The following is a 13,053-nucleotide window of genomic DNA, read 5'->3' as shown; positions in this document are numbered from 1 at the left end:
CATGCTGTTTTCCGGCAAGGGCAAGCACCGCCGTCCGTCCAAGGCCACCCGTGTCATCGCCGTCGCCGGCGTCACCGGTGCCGCCGTCGCCGCCCCGCTGATGGCGGCCGGCAACGCCTCCGCCGCCACCGCGTCCGAGTGGGACGCCGTCGCCCAGTGCGAGTCCGGCGGCAACTGGTCCATCAACACCGGCAACGGTTACTACGGCGGTCTGCAGTTCTCCGCCTCCACCTGGGCCGGCTACGGCGGCACGCAGTACGCCGCGACCGCCGACCAGGCGACCAAGGCGCAGCAGATCGAGATCGCCGAGAAGGTGCTCGCGGGCCAGGGCAAGGGCGCCTGGCCGGTCTGCGGCACCGGCCTGTCGAACGCCGCGTACACCGGCGGCGGCTCCGAGAGCCAGGACAGCGGCTCCTCGCAGTCCTCCGGCAGCTCCGAGAGCGGCCAGGGCTCGCAGAGCCAGAGCACCGGCTCCACCGCCGACCGCTCCACCGAGCAGAAGGCCTCCCGCTCCGACGAGCGCCCGGCCGCCAAGAAGGAGACCGTCACCACCCCGACCGGCAAGAAGGTCGAGAAGGGTGACGGCGAGTACAAGGTCGTCAAGGGCGACACCCTCAGCTCGATCGCCGAGGAGCACGACGTCAAGGGCGGCTGGGCGAAGCTGTTCAAGCTGAACGACGACATCGTCGACGACGCCGACCTGATCTACCCGGGCCAGCAGCTGCACCTGAAGTAAGCGGCGGCGGCCCCCGCGACTCCCGCCCCGGTGCGTGTTCCCCCGTACGCACCGGGGCGGGTTTTTTCACGCCCCCGATCCGAACGGATTCTCGGAAACGTCTTTGTTCCGTTCGGAAACAATTTACTCTCGGTTCTGTCCACCGGGTGGGCGATCGGCTGGCCGATCGCCCGGAGCCGGTTAGGCTCGGACCCGCAGAGCCGCCGCGGTCCTCGGACCCGCGCGTCACACCGAAGCGTCACATTGAAGAAGGAGATGCTCGTGCCGTCCATCGACGTCGTCGTAGCCCGGGAAATCCTGGACTCCCGAGGCAACCCCACGGTCGAGGTCGAGGTCGGCCTCGACGACGGCAGCACGGGTCGTGCCGCCGTTCCCTCCGGTGCCTCCACCGGCGCCTTCGAGGCCATCGAACTCCGTGACGGCGATGCGGGCCGTTACCTGGGCAAGGGCGTCGAGAAGGCCGTCCTCGCCGTCATCGAGCAGATCGGCCCGGAGCTCGTCGGCTACGACGCCACCGAGCAGCGCCTGATCGACCAGGCGATGTTCGACCTGGACGCCACCGACAACAAGGGCTCGCTGGGCGCCAACGCCATCCTCGGCGTCTCCCTCGCCGTCGCGCACGCCGCCTCCGAGGCCAGCGACCTGCCGCTCTTCCGCTACCTGGGCGGCCCCAACGCGCACCTGCTGCCGGTGCCGATGATGAACATCCTGAACGGCGGCTCGCACGCCGACTCCAACGTGGACATCCAGGAGTTCATGATCGCCCCGATCGGCGCGGAGTCCTTCTCCGAGGCCCTGCGCTGGGGCGCCGAGGTCTACCACACGCTGAAGAAGGTTCTGAAGAGCAAGGGCCTGGCCACCGGCCTCGGCGACGAGGGCGGCTTCGCCCCGAACCTCGGCTCCAACCGCGAGGCCCTCGACCTCATCCTCGAGGCCATCAAGGAAGCCGGCTACACCCCCGGCGAGCAGATCGCCCTCGCCCTCGACGTGGCCGCGTCCGAGTTCTACAAGGACGGCGCCTACACCTTCGAGGGCAAGACGCGCTCCGCCGCCGAGATGACCGAGTACTACGCCGAGCTGGTCGACGCGTACCCGCTGGTCTCCATCGAGGACCCGCTGTTCGAGGACGACTGGGAGGGCTGGAAGACCATCACCGACAAGCTCGGTGACAAGGTCCAGCTCGTCGGCGACGACCTGTTCGTCACCAACCCCGAGCGCCTGGCCCGCGGCATCGAGGAGGGCGCCGCCAACGCGCTCCTGGTCAAGGTGAACCAGATCGGCTCGCTGACCGAGACCCTGGACGCCGTCGAGCTGGCCCAGCGCAACGGCTTCAAGTGCATGATGTCCCACCGCTCCGGCGAGACCGAGGACGTCACCATCGCCGACCTGGCCGTCGCCACCAACTGCGGCCAGATCAAGACCGGCGCCCCGGCCCGCTCCGAGCGCGTCGCCAAGTACAACCAGCTGCTGCGCATCGAGGAGATCCTCGACGACGCCGCGGTGTACGCCGGCCGCAGCGCCTTCCCGCGCTTCAAGGGCTGACCCGCACCCCTGTAGGCAGCGTCGTACGTACGTCCCCGTACTCGGTCCCGTACCGTGTGCGGGGACGTACGCACGTGTGGACGGGAGGCGGGGACAGACATGGCGGTGAAGGACCGGGACCGTTTCTCCACCGCGACCAGGATCCGGATCATCGGGGAACAGACCGCGGCCCGGGTCTACCGCTCGCAGACCAAGCGCCAGGCCCGCCGTTCCCGGCTGACCGGCCGGGCCGCGCTGCTGGCGATGGTGCTCTGCTCGCTCGTCGTGGCGCTCGCCTACCCGATACGGCAGTACGTCGCCCAGCGCGCCGAGATCGCCGACCTGCGGCGGGAGCAGCAGGAGACCCGGGACCGGGTCGAGGAACTGCGCGACCTCAAGGCACGCTGGCAGGACGACGCCTACGCCGAACAGCAGATCCGGCTGCGGCTGCACTACGTGATGCCGGGGGAGACGGGCTTCATCGTCGTCGACCCGGACGCGGCCCGGCAGGCCCGCGCCGAGGCGGGTGCCGCCGACCGTCCCTGGTACCGGAACGTCTGGGACGGGATCGACAAGGCCGACGCCGCCGCCGGCCGGCAGTGACCGGTGGCGCCGGCCGTGAACCGACCGTGCCGGCAGTGACTCAACAGGAAGACCAGCAGAAGACAGTCATGCAGACTCCCCCGCCGACCACCGAGCGCACCGAACCCACCGACGCGGACGTCGAGGCCTTCAAGCAGCAGCTCGGGCGTCCCCCGCGCGGCCTGCGCGCCATCGCCCACCGCTGCCCCTGCGGGCAGCCGGACGTCGTGGAGACGGCCCCGCGGCTGCCGGACGGCACCCCGTTCCCCACGCTGTACTACCTGACGTGTCCGAAGGCGGCCTCCGCGATCGGCACGCTGGAGGCGAACGGCGTGATGAAGGAGATGACCGAACGCCTCGCCACCGACCCGGTGCTCGCCGCCGCCTACCGGGCCGCGCACGAGGACTACATCCGGCGCCGCGACGAGATCGAGGAGCTGACCGGCTTCCCCAGCGCGGGCGGCATGCCCGACCGCGTGAAGTGCCTGCACGTCCTGGTCGCCCACTCGCTGGCCGCCGGCCCCGGCGTCAACCCGCTGGGCGACGAGGCGATCGCGATGCTGCCCGAGTGGTGGCGCAAGGGGCCGTGCGTGACGCTCGGCGAGAGCTGTGGGGAGGATGCCAAGTGACCCGTGTCGCCGCCATCGACTGCGGTACGAACTCGATCCGGCTGCTGGTCGCCGACGTCGACCCGGCCACCGGTGAGCTGACCGACCTGGACCGCCGCATGACCATCGTGCGGCTCGGACAGGGCGTCGACCGCACCGGGCGGCTGGCGCCCGAGGCGCTGGAGCGTACCTTCGCCGCCTGCCGCGAGTACGCCGCGGCCATCAAGGAGCACGGCGCCGAGCGGCTGCGCTTCGTGGCGACCTCAGCCTCCCGGGACGCGGAGAACCGGGACGTGTTCGTGCGTGGGGTGCTGGACATCCTCGGGGTGGAGCCGGAGGTCATCACCGGCGACCAGGAGGCCGAGTTCTCCTTCACCGGGGCCACCAAGGAGCTGGCGGGACGGGACCACCTCGACAAGCCTTACCTGGTCGTCGACATCGGCGGCGGCTCGACCGAGTTCGTCGTCGGCGACGACCACGTGCGCGCCGCCCGTTCCGTGGACGTCGGCTGCGTGCGGATGACCGAGCGGCACCTGGTGCACGACGGCACGGTGACCGATCCGCCGACCGAGGCGCAGGTCGCGGCGATGCGGGCCGACATCGAGGCGGCCCTCGACCTGGCCGAGGAGACGGTGCCGCTGCGCGAGGCGCGCACGCTGGTGGGGCTGGCCGGTTCGGTGACGACGGTGTCCGCGATCGCGCAGGACCTTCCGGAGTACGACTCGGCCGCCATCCACCACTCCCGGGTCTCCCGCGCCCGGGTCCGGGAGATCAGCGACTGGCTGCTGCGCTCCACCCACGCCGAGCGCGCGGCCGTCCCCTCCATGCACCCGGGCCGCGTCGACGTGATCGGGGCGGGCGCGCTGGTACTGCTGGCGATCATGGAGCGGACGGGCGCCGAGGAGGTCGTGGTGAGCGAGCACGACATCCTCGACGGGATAGCTCACAGCTGCGCCGCCGAGGCGCGCTGAGCGGCACTGCCAGGCGGTGCCGGCACCGGGCGGGGCGTCACACGTTGCGGTAGACGTCCCGCCGGTCGCCCACCTTGACCACGAGGACGACGAGTTCACCATCGTTGACCTGGTAGGCGACTCTGTAGCTTCCGACCCGGAGCCGGTAGAGGCCCGACGGGCCGGTGAGCTTCTTGACGTCGGCGTCCTGGCGGTACGGGTCGTCACCGAGTGCGGTCAACGCGGTCAGGATGCGCATGGCGTCGGGGCGGCTGATGGCCCGGAGTTGCCGCTGTGCCGCCGCGGTGAACCGGAAGGCGTACTTCACGCCGCCTCACCGTCGTGCTCGGTGAACAGGTCCGCCAGTAGCTCCGCCATGGTGACGGTGGTGCCGCCCTCGGCCAGCACCGCCTCGGCCTCGCGCGCCAACATCACGTCTGCGGCTTCCTCCAACGCTTCGAAGTCCGAGATCGGGACCACGGCTGCCACCGGGGCGCCGTTGCGCGTGATGACGGTCGGGACACCTTCCTCGGCCCGGTTGATGTGATCGGCGAGGTGCGCGCGGGCTTCCCGTACGGTCACGGTGTTCTCAGTCATGAACTCAGTGTACGCATGTGCGTGTACACGGCGCATCCGAAGGGGGAAATCGCGGCCGTGCGCGTCCCCGAAGGCGTCGCGTGGTCACTGGCATAGGCCTCCGCGGTCGCGGTCTGAGCAGTGCGGACGACGATTGAGCGGCTTCCGGAGGGCCTGCGGGGCCCTCCGGTGACGTCCTGTCGGGAAACTTCGTGAAGTTCTTCACAAGGAATTGGGCCCGGTCGGGCGGCGAAAGCGCGCCGGTTGACCCTTTTGGGGGTTCAACTGCCCTTTGAACGTGTTCAGGACGGTGTCCCGGAGGGGTGCCGACGGGGGTGTCCGGGGGACTGGTTCAGCGTCCCCGACGGGGCGGAGGGGCAGCTCACGCGGCATTGACAACGGGGTCCGGTACACGGTGGTTCCGCTGCGCGCCATGATCTCCGTCACTTGGGCGGCGGATGGTAACACAGCCCTCACATGAGCTTGTGAAGGGGCGCACGATCGACCCCCCTGGGGCGGGTGGATACTCGATGGCATGAGCACCACGGAGCGTCCCAGGATCCTCGTAGTAGGCGGTGGGTACGTAGGCCTGTACGCAGCTCGACGCATCCAGAAGAAGATGCGTTACGGCGAGGCGACCGTCACCGTCGTCGACCCGCGGTCGTACATGACCTACCAGCCCTTCCTCCCCGAAGCCGCCGCCGGCAACATCTCCCCGCGGCACGTCGTCGTCCCCCTGCGGCGCGTGCTTCCCAAGGCGGAGGTCCTCACCGGCCGGGTCACCACCATCGACCAGGACCGCAAGGTCGCCACGATCGCCCCGCTGGTGGGCGAGGCGTACGAGCTGCCCTTCGACTACCTGGTCATCGCCATGGGCGCGGTCTCCCGCACCTTCCCGATCCCCGGCCTCGCCGAGCAGGGCATCGGCATGAAGGGCATCGAGGAGTCCATCGGCCTGCGCAACCACGTGCTGGAGCAGCTGGACAAGGCCGACTCCACCACCGACGAGGAGATCCGCCGCAAGGCGCTCACCTTCGTCTTCATCGGCGGCGGCTTCGCCGGCGCGGAGACCATCGGTGAGGTCGAGGACATGGCCCGCGACGCGGCCAAGTACTACCGGAACGTCTCCCGCGAGGACATGCGGTTCATCCTCGTCGACGCCGCCGACAAGATCCTCCCCGAGGTCGGTCCCAAGCTCGGCCAGTACGGCAAGGAGCACCTCGAGGGCCGCGGTGTCGAGGTCTACCTGTCCACCTCCATGGACTCCTGCGTCGACGGCCACGTGGTGCTGAAGAACGGCCTGGAGGTCGACTCCAACACCATCGTGTGGACGGCCGGCGTCAAGCCGAACCCGGCGCTGTCCCGCTTCGGCCTGCCGCTCGGACCCCGCGGTCACGTCGACTGCGAGCCGACCCTCCAGGTCAAGGGCACCGACTACATCTGGGCCGCGGGCGACAACGCCCAGGTCCCGGACCTCGTCGGCCGCAAGGCGGGCAACGAGAACGCCTGGTGCCCGCCGAACGCCCAGCACGCGCTGCGCCAGGCCAAGGTCCTCGGCGACAACGTCGTCTCCGGCATGCGGGGCTTCCCGCAGAAGGAGTACAGCCACGCCAACAAGGGCGCGGTGGCGGGCCTCGGCCTGCACAAGGGCGTCGCGATGATCGTCATGGGCAAGATGAAGATCAAGCTCAAGGGACGTCTCGCCTGGTACATGCACCGCGGCTACCACGGTCTCGCGATGCCGACCTGGAACCGCAAGATCCGCGTCTTCGCGGACTGGACGCTCGGCATGTTCCTCAAGCGCGAGGTCGTCTCCCTCGGCGCGATGGAGACGCCGCGCGAGGAGTTCTACGAGGCCGCCAAGCCGGCGCCGGCCGCCGCGCCGAAGGCCGCCGACAAGGGCGAGGCCAAGTCGGAGAAGACCGAGGAGAAGGCCAAGGCCTCCTGACCTCCGGTCGACCGCGCCTGTAGTACCCCTGTAGTACCTGTAGTACCTGTAGTACCCCGAAGGGGCCGCCTGCCATCCGTGGTGCGGGCGGCCCCTTCGCGTTGCCCTCGCCCCGCGGGCCGCAAGACCCGTGGTGTGTACAAGTATTTTGCCCAGTCGTAACGCGCGCCGGGGACTGTGCGGCGGGCCTCCAGGTGTTTACGTGGTGTCGGACATTTCCGGGATCGCTCGTCACGGAGGTACGCCATGGCTGATGCCGCGCTGCGGCTGCAGAACCTCTTCGAACAGTTGCTGGGAGCGCCCCTCCCGGTGCGTCTCGGCGCCTGGGACGGTTCGCAGGCGGGTCCGCCGGGCGCCCCGACCCTCGTCGTCCACAACCGCCGGGCCCTGCGCCGGCTGCTGTTCAAGCCGGGCGAACTGGGCCTGGCCCGCGCCTGGGTGGCCGGCGACCTCGACATCGACGGAGACCTCTACACCGCCCTCGACCTGATGTCCGGCCTCGTCTGGGAGCGCGGCGAGGACGCCCGCACGCTCGCCGGGGCGCTGCGCGACCCCGAGGTGCGGGCCGCCGTACGCGGCCTGGTCAAGCTCGCCGGCCCGCCGCTGCCGCCCGCCCCGCCGCCGGAGGAGGTCCGCAGGACCCGCGGCCACCTGCACACCAAGCGCAGCGACCGACGGGCCATCAGCCACCACTACGACGTCGGCAACGACTTCTACGAGATCGTCCTAGGCCCCTCCATGGTCTACTCCTGCGCCTACTGGCAGGCCCCCGAGGCCGAGGGCGGCACCCTGGAGGACGCCCAGCGCGACAAGCTCGAACTGGTCAGCCGCAAGCTCGGCCTGAGCCCCGGTCAGCGGCTGCTGGACGTGGGCTGCGGCTGGGGCTCCATGGCGATCCACGCGGCCCGCGAGCACGGCGTGAGCGTCGTCGGCGTCACCCTCTCCCAGGAGCAGGCCGCCTACGCCCGCAAGCGCGTCGCCGACGAGGGCCTCACCGACCGGGTGGAGATCCGCGTCCAGGACTACCGGGACGTCGCCGACGGGCCGTACGACGCCATCTCGTCGATCGGCATGGCCGAGCACGTCGGTGCCGAGCGCTACCTGGAGTACGCGGGCGACCTGTTCCGGCTCCTCAAGCCCGGCGGACGGCTGCTGAACCACCAGATCGCGCGCCGCCCCCGGCGGGACGAGTCCGCCTACAGCGTGGACGAGTTCATCGACGCCTACGTCTTCCCCGACGGCGAACTCGCCCCCGTCGGCACCACCGTGACCCAACTGGAGCGCGCCGGGTTCGAGGTGCGCGACGTGGAGTCGATCCGCGAGCACTACGCGCTCACCCTGCGCCGCTGGGTCGCCAACCTGGAGTCCGACTGGGCGACGGCACTCCGGCTGGTCAGCCCCGGCCGGGCCCGGGTCTGGCGGTTGTACATGGCCGCCTCGGCGCTCGCCTTCGAGCACAACCGCATCGGCGTCAACCAGGTCCTGGCGGTGAGGACCCCGGACTCGGGCGACTCCGGACTGCCGCTGCGCACCCGCACCTGGAACTGATCTCCGCCCACGACGCCGAAGGGCCCCGCTCCGGACGGAACGGGGCCCTGCTCGTACGTACCGGCTGCCGCGCCGTGTACCGGCTACTCCGCCTTGATGGCCTGGAGCATGTTCAGCCGCGCCGCCCGACGGGCCGGCCACAGCGCCGCCAGGACGCCCACGGCGGCGGCCAGCAGCAGGAACACGCCCATCCGGCCCCAGGGCAGGACCAGCTCGTACGTCGCGATCGTCGAGCCCATCAGCTCACCGGCGGCCCAGCCGAAGAACACGCCCAGGCCGATGCCGAGCACCCCGCCGAACAGGGAGATCACCAGGGACTCCAGGCGGACCATCCGCTTGATCCCCTTGCGGTCCAGGCCGATGGCCCGCAGCATCCCGATCTCCTGGGAGCGCTCGAAGACCGACATGGCCAGGGTGTTGATGACACCGAGGACGGCCACGATCACCGCCATGGCCAGCAGGCCGTAGAGCATGTTCAGCATCATGGTGAACATCTTGGCGACCTCGTTGGAGATGTCCTTCTTGTCCTGGATCTTGATCGCCGGGTTGGTGTCGAGCGCCTGCTGGAGGCTGTCCTTGGCGGCCGAGGAGGCCCCGTCGGACATCTTCACCATGACCTGCATGTCGACCGGGTCCGTCATGTGCGGGGTGAGGACGGAGTTGTCGAGCATGATGCCGCTGAGCATGTCGTTGCCCTCGTAGACACCCGCGACGGTGAGCCGCTGCTTCTCGCCGTCCTCGTAGGCGACGGTGAAGTCCGAACCGGCCTTCCAGCCGTTCTCCTTCGCGGTGTCGCCGTCCACGACGACCTTGGTGCCGCCGACCTCGAAGGCGCCCTGCTCGACCTTCAGGTCGGTCAGCCCGGCGATCGTGGAGCCGTTGACGCCGGTGAGGTACTCGGTGTCGCCGTCGATGCGGGCGGCGGAGTTGCGCAGCGGGCTGATGGCGGTGACGCCGTCGGTCCCGCCCAGCTTCTCGCCGACGTCGGGGGAGAGGTAGTTGCCGTTGGCCATGGAGACGACGTAGTCGGCCTCGATCGCCGCCGACGCCATCTTGTCGATCGACTTCTGCAGGCTGCCCGCCATCACCGTCATGCCGGTGATCAGGGTCAGGCCGATCATCAGCGCGGAGGCGGTGGCGGCGGTGCGGCGCGGGTTGCGCACCGAGTTCTGCCGGGCGAGCTTGCCGGAGACACCGAACACGCGCAGTACGGGAGCGGCGGCCGCGATCAGCGGGCGGGACAGCAGCGGCGTCAGGATGAACACGCCGATGATCAGCAGGACCGCGCCCAGACCCATCGGGGCCTGCCCGTCCGTGCCGCCCATCGTCGTCGCCGCGAGGACGACCGCGATGCCGGCGGCCGAGACCAGCGCGCCCAGCGTGTTGCGCAGCACCAGCGACTTGGCCGTGGCCTTGGCGTGCACGCTGCTCATCGCCGCGACCGGCGGGATCTTCGCCGCCCGGCGGCCGGGCAGCCAGGCGGCCAGCATGGTGACCAGGACGCCGACCGCGAGGGCCGCGACGATCGTGCCGGTCGAGACGACCAGCGGCCCGTCGGGCACGACCTCGCCCATCGAGCTCATGAGGGCGCGCATCCCGGCCCCGATGCCGATGCCCGCGAGCAGACCGGTCACCGCGGCGACGACGCCGACCACGAACGCCTCGATCAGCACCGACCGCGTGACCTGCCGGCGGGAGGCGCCGACCGCCCGCATCAGGGCCAGCTCCTTGGTGCGCTGGGCGACCAGCATCGTGAACGTGTTGGCGATGATGAAGGTGCCGACGAAGAGCGCGATGCCGGCGAAGACCAGCAGGCCCTGCTTCATGCCGCTCATCGACGCGGCGATCGCCTCCGCCTGGTCGTCGGCGAGCTTCTCGCCGGTGGTGGTCTCGACCAGGCCCTTCGGCAGCGCCTTGTCCAGCTCGGCCTTCAGCGCGGCCTGCGTGACGCCGGCCTTCGCCTCGACGTCGATCTCGTCGTACGTGCCCGCCTTGCCGAACACCTTCTGCGCCGTCGCCGTGTCGAACAGGGTGAGGCTGCCGCCGGCCGCGACACCGCCGTCGTCGGTGGTGAAGACGCCGACGACCTTCGGGCTGATGACCGGACCGTCGACGGACATCCGCACGGTGTCCCCGACGCCGTAGCCGGTGCGCTCGGCGGTCTTGGAGTCGATGAGGATCTCGCCCTCACCCTTGGGGGCGCGCCCGTCGGTCAGCGGGTACCGGGGGTCCTTCTCCCCCCAGTAGTTGCCGCCCTTGGTGCTCCAGCCGTCGCCGATCAGGTCGCCGTCCTTGTCGGCGACGGCGGTGAAACCGGAGACCACGCCGATGGCGGAGGCCGCGCCGGGCACCCGGGCGCTGTCGTCGACGAGGGCCTGCGTCAGCTCGGGCTCCTCGCCGACCTTGTCGCCCTCGGCCTTCTGGAACTCGGGCGTCACCGCCACGTCGACGTGGTCGAAGCCCTTGGCGGAGCTGTTCTGGAGGGCGTCGGAGATGGTGTTGGTGAAGACCAGGGTGCCGGACACGAACGCCACGCCGAGCATCACGGCGAGCACGGTCATCAACAGCCTGGCCTTGTGCGCGAGAACGTTGCGCAAGGCGGTACGGAACATGGGTCTTCTCTGTCCAGACGTACGGGGGAGGCGGGCGGGACGTCAGCTGGTGCGGCCCTTGGCGTCGAACCGCTTCATGCGGTCCAGCACCGAGTCGGCCGTCGGCCCGTACACCTCGTCGACGATGCGTCCGTCCGCGAGGAAGACCACCCGGTCCGCGTAGGCGGCGGCCACCGGGTCGTGCGTCACCATCACCACCGTCTGCCCGAGCTCGCGCACCGAGTTGCGCAGGAAGCCCAGCACCTCGGCGCCCGAGCGGGAGTCGAGGTTCCCGGTCGGCTCGTCACCGAAGATGATCTCCGGCCGGGAGGCCAGCGCCCGGGCCACGGCCACCCGCTGCTGCTGGCCGCCGGAGAGCTGCGAGGGCCGGTGGCCGAGTCGCCCCGACAGTCCGACCATCTGGATCACGGAGTCCAGCCACTGCTTGTCCGGCTTGCGGCCCGCGATGTCCATCGGGAGGGTGATGTTCTCCAGGGCGGTGAGCGTCGGCAGCAGGTTGAACGCCTGGAAGATGAAGCCGATCTTGTCCCGGCGCAGCTTGGTGAGCTGCTTGTCCTTGAGGGAGCCCAGTTCGGTGTCGCCGATGCGCACCGAACCGGAGGAGAAGGTGTCCAGACCGGCGACGCAGTGCATCAGCGTGGACTTGCCGGAGCCGGAGGGGCCCATGATCGCGGTGAACTCGGCCTGCCGGAAGTCGACGGAGACCCGGTCCAGGGCGACCACCTGGGTCTCACCCTGGCCGTAGATCTTGGAAAGCTCCGTGGCGCGCGCGGCCACGGTGGTGGACCGGTCGGCGATGGGTGCGGTGGTCACGGGAAGGGCGCTCCTGTCGGTACGGCGTGTGTTCGGGGACGTTCTCCATCCTTCCGGCCGCGGGACGCCGTGTAGTCAGCCGCTGTTCCGGTTCCGAGGGGCGACTTCGGTCGGACGGCGAGAGCGGGTGTACTACCTGAGGATGACGGTCGACCCTGACCCGCCGGGCGCCGCGGACTGGGTACCGGAACGGGGCGGGCGCCCTTGTAGAGACGGTGAAATTCCGTCATTCCGCATGCGCGGCCGAGCGTCACGGGCAAGGCTGTTGGCAAGTGAGGATGGCCCGGCCCCGGAGCTGATGCCCCCTCAGGCGCCAATAAAATAAGACAACATCGGGACGCCCGCCCCCTGTTCGGGGGACGTGCCCCGATAGGCTCGGAGGACTCGACGCGGAGCCCATGGCCTGCCCGGATGGTGGAATGCAGACACGGCGAGCTTAAACCTCGCTGCCCCTTCGCGGGCGTGCCGGTTCAAGTCCGGCTCCGGGCACCACCGCGTACTGCGGCATGGCGCAGGCGCAGAGCGGATCGGGGGCGGCACTCGCGCCCGAGTCACGGGGGTGCAGCGCGAGCGCGGCGTCTCGGAGGCCCCCGGACGGGGTGCGGTCGCGGCCCGCCCGCCCGGGATCGAGGCGCTGCCTGGCGTCCGGAGTCACCGACGCATCGGTCCGGACCGTTTCTACCCGGTGGCAATGCTGTCGGCCGACAAGGAAGGCGGCTGCGGCGCGAGAGCGGCGATGCCTGCTCGATTCACCTTTGAATCCGAGATGCTCCCTGAGATGTCTTCTCGGGGCCGTTCCATTCTGATTGCGGGCGTCACGCGGAATGGTCTCGGGTCGGAGTTGCCGATGCGGCGGCCGGTCGGTGCACCGTGCCGGCCCGGGGTCCACCGGGCTGCCCCCCCGCCGGGCAGGGGCGTAGGTCGCCGGCGGGCCGACAGGTGCTGCGGACCGGCCCGTGCTCAGCCTGAGTCCGGCGTGGGTACCGCTCCCGGAGCGTGAGACTTCTCCTACCGCATCCGGGGCTGTGCAGGGGGCCGGCGGCGCCATGAAGGCCGCGGGTCGGAAGCCCTCGTTCCCGCCGACTCGATGGCAGATGTCCGCGACTTGGCGTTTCACGTGCTCAAAGGCACACCGCCCTCCTGTGGCCCCGTCTGCGGG

Annotated in this window: 11 protein-coding genes and 1 tRNA gene; 8 read left to right on the top strand and 4 right to left on the bottom strand. The window is 70.3% G+C overall.

What is annotated here, in order from left to right; translation table 11 throughout:
- The first annotated feature begins 1 nt into the window (after position 1).
- The 5 genes from ACLIN4_RS14285 to ACLIN4_RS14265 all read left to right on the top strand — a co-directional run bounded on the left by ACLIN4_RS14285 (position 2) and on the right by ACLIN4_RS14265 (position 4,418).
- A complete protein-coding gene (locus ACLIN4_RS14285) occupies positions 2-736 on the top strand; it encodes a transglycosylase family protein (protein ID WP_289908944.1) in 735 nt (244 codons plus the stop codon).
- A 261-nt stretch (positions 737-997) separates the two neighbouring features.
- Positions 998-2,278 (top strand): phosphopyruvate hydratase, encoded by a 1,281-nt coding sequence (eno, locus tag ACLIN4_RS14280; RefSeq protein WP_100048375.1) that lies wholly within the window; start codon positions 998-1,000, stop codon positions 2,276-2,278.
- A 99-nt stretch (positions 2,279-2,377) separates the two neighbouring features.
- The gene (locus ACLIN4_RS14275; RefSeq protein WP_100048362.1) at positions 2,378-2,860 is read left to right on the top strand and encodes an FtsB family cell division protein; all 483 of its coding nucleotides are present in this window, start codon (positions 2,378-2,380) and stop codon (positions 2,858-2,860) included.
- Between the two features lie 68 nt (positions 2,861-2,928).
- Positions 2,929-3,468 carry a DUF501 domain-containing protein gene (locus ACLIN4_RS14270; protein WP_100048363.1) on the top strand — a complete coding sequence of 180 codons (540 nt, stop codon included), beginning with the start codon at positions 2,929-2,931 and terminating at the stop codon, positions 3,466-3,468.
- On the top strand, positions 3,465-4,418 hold the full coding sequence (locus ACLIN4_RS14265) for a Ppx/GppA phosphatase family protein (protein ID WP_107478210.1): 954 nt from the start codon (positions 3,465-3,467) through the stop codon (positions 4,416-4,418). Before ACLIN4_RS14270 ends, ACLIN4_RS14265 begins: the two co-directional genes overlap by 4 nt.
- A 37-nt stretch (positions 4,419-4,455) precedes the next feature.
- On the opposite strand, the gene ACLIN4_RS14260 is transcribed toward ACLIN4_RS14265, so the two are convergent.
- Together ACLIN4_RS14260 and ACLIN4_RS14255 are read right to left on the bottom strand one after the other, a co-directional pair.
- Positions 4,456-4,725, bottom strand: coding sequence for a type II toxin-antitoxin system RelE family toxin (locus tag ACLIN4_RS14260; protein ID WP_107478211.1), 270 nt, complete (start codon positions 4,723-4,725; stop codon positions 4,456-4,458).
- Positions 4,722-4,994: a type II toxin-antitoxin system Phd/YefM family antitoxin gene (locus ACLIN4_RS14255; RefSeq protein ID WP_107478212.1), complete on the bottom strand. Its 273-nt coding sequence runs from the start codon at positions 4,992-4,994 to the stop codon at positions 4,722-4,724. The genes ACLIN4_RS14260 and ACLIN4_RS14255 overlap by 4 nt, the downstream gene beginning before the upstream one ends.
- A gap of 514 nt (positions 4,995-5,508) precedes the next feature.
- On the opposite strand from ACLIN4_RS14255, the gene ACLIN4_RS14250 reads away from it, so the two are divergent.
- Entirely contained in the window at positions 5,509-6,921 is a 1,413-nt protein-coding gene (locus ACLIN4_RS14250) for an NAD(P)/FAD-dependent oxidoreductase (RefSeq protein ID WP_071528720.1), read from the top strand.
- A gap of 246 nt (positions 6,922-7,167) precedes the next feature.
- On the top strand, positions 7,168-8,469 hold the full coding sequence (locus ACLIN4_RS14245; RefSeq protein WP_411575842.1) for a class I SAM-dependent methyltransferase: 1,302 nt from the start codon (positions 7,168-7,170) through the stop codon (positions 8,467-8,469).
- A gap of 83 nt (positions 8,470-8,552) precedes the next feature.
- Here the strand turns inward: ACLIN4_RS14245 and ACLIN4_RS14240 are convergent, their stop codons facing one another.
- Together ACLIN4_RS14240 and ACLIN4_RS14235 are read right to left on the bottom strand one after the other, a co-directional pair.
- Positions 8,553-11,081 (bottom strand): ABC transporter permease, encoded by a 2,529-nt coding sequence (locus tag ACLIN4_RS14240; RefSeq protein ID WP_107478214.1) that lies wholly within the window; start codon positions 11,079-11,081, stop codon positions 8,553-8,555.
- Between the two features lie 42 nt (positions 11,082-11,123).
- A complete protein-coding gene (locus tag ACLIN4_RS14235; RefSeq protein WP_073729216.1) occupies positions 11,124-11,894 on the bottom strand; it encodes an ABC transporter ATP-binding protein in 771 nt (256 codons plus the stop codon).
- A 405-nt stretch (positions 11,895-12,299) separates the two neighbouring features.
- On the opposite strand from ACLIN4_RS14235, the gene ACLIN4_RS14230 reads away from it, so the two are divergent.
- Positions 12,300-12,386, top strand: a tRNA-Leu gene (locus ACLIN4_RS14230).
- The last annotated feature ends 667 nt before the right edge of the window (positions 12,387-13,053 follow it).

The organism is Streptomyces mutabilis (genome assembly GCF_046628145.1).
In the GTDB taxonomy this organism is placed as follows: domain Bacteria; phylum Actinomycetota; class Actinomycetes; order Streptomycetales; family Streptomycetaceae; genus Streptomyces; species Streptomyces mutabilis.
The sequence above is the reverse complement of the archived record's forward strand: the minus strand, read 5'-3'. Positions and strand labels throughout refer to the sequence as shown.